A 930-nucleotide genomic window follows, 5' to 3' on the forward strand; every position below is an offset into this window, starting at 1 on the left:
TAAACATAAAAATAGCTCCTGCTGTGATGGCTACGAGTAACAAAACGATTAGTAGTCTTATATATCTTTTTTTATTGCTGGAAATATTCATTTAAGCTTTTCTCCTTTTTCTCCTTGAAGACTTTTCGTTCACACTATAAACAGTATAATCTTGGTTTAAATTATTCATCAGTATAATGGAAATTCATCATAGTTCTCCTTGCTCGCTATCAGAATAAGTAATTCTCACTGACTTTAAAGTTTTCCCTCTATGAGTTTCTAAATACTGCCAATCTTCGTTTGTTTCTTGACGGCCACCATAATTGATTTTATAGTTTAAATGATGATTAATTCCATATGAAAGAGTTCTTTCATCTTTAAATTTAATTTCTACATCACAAGACCACGAACCAGGAGGGCTTGTGTATTCTGGATTAGAAATTTTAATCTCTTCAATCCCTTCATAGGAATTCTTTAAGGCATTCACCAAACTAACTTCATACTCTCTATTCCGATGTTCTTCTTGCGATTTTCCTAACAACCTAAACATAAAAACACCTCCTAATGTGATGAATACGAATAGTAAAACTATGAATAATGGTTTATAGCTTTTTCTTAATCTGTCTTTACTCATTATCATTTCCTCTTTTTCTCAGCAAATTCCGCATTGACACTATATACATTCTTTCCATGCTTTAATTCATTGAGTTGTTTATCAGTATAACTAAATGCCATTATTGCTCTCCTTCGTCATTATTAGAATAAGTTACCCTAATTTTCGAAGCAGTTTTACCCTTGTTTTCATTTAAAAATTGTCGATCTTTTACTCTATTTTCCCATTCCAATGAAGTATCTGTTATTTCTTCAGTGTCTACAGAATATCCAACACCATACTTAATTTTTACTTCATGTTTAAATTTGATTTCTACATCACAAGACCACGAACCAGGA

Annotated in this window: 1 protein-coding gene and 1 pseudogene; both read right to left on the reverse strand. The window is 31.3% G+C overall.

Annotated elements, in window-relative coordinates:
* Positions 1–187 precede the first annotated feature (187 nt).
* On the reverse strand, positions 188–613 hold the full coding sequence (locus HMPREF2655_RS08505) for a hypothetical protein (protein ID WP_065371783.1): 426 nt from the start codon (positions 611–613) through the stop codon (positions 188–190).
* A gap of 100 nt (positions 614–713) precedes the next feature.
* Positions 714–930: pseudogene (locus HMPREF2655_RS08510) on the reverse strand (hypothetical protein); the annotation flags it as partial.

The sequence above is a fragment of the Streptococcus sp. HMSC066F01 genome (assembly GCF_001837335.1).
Taxonomy (GTDB): Bacteria; Bacillota; Bacilli; order Lactobacillales; family Streptococcaceae; genus Streptococcus; species Streptococcus oralis_S.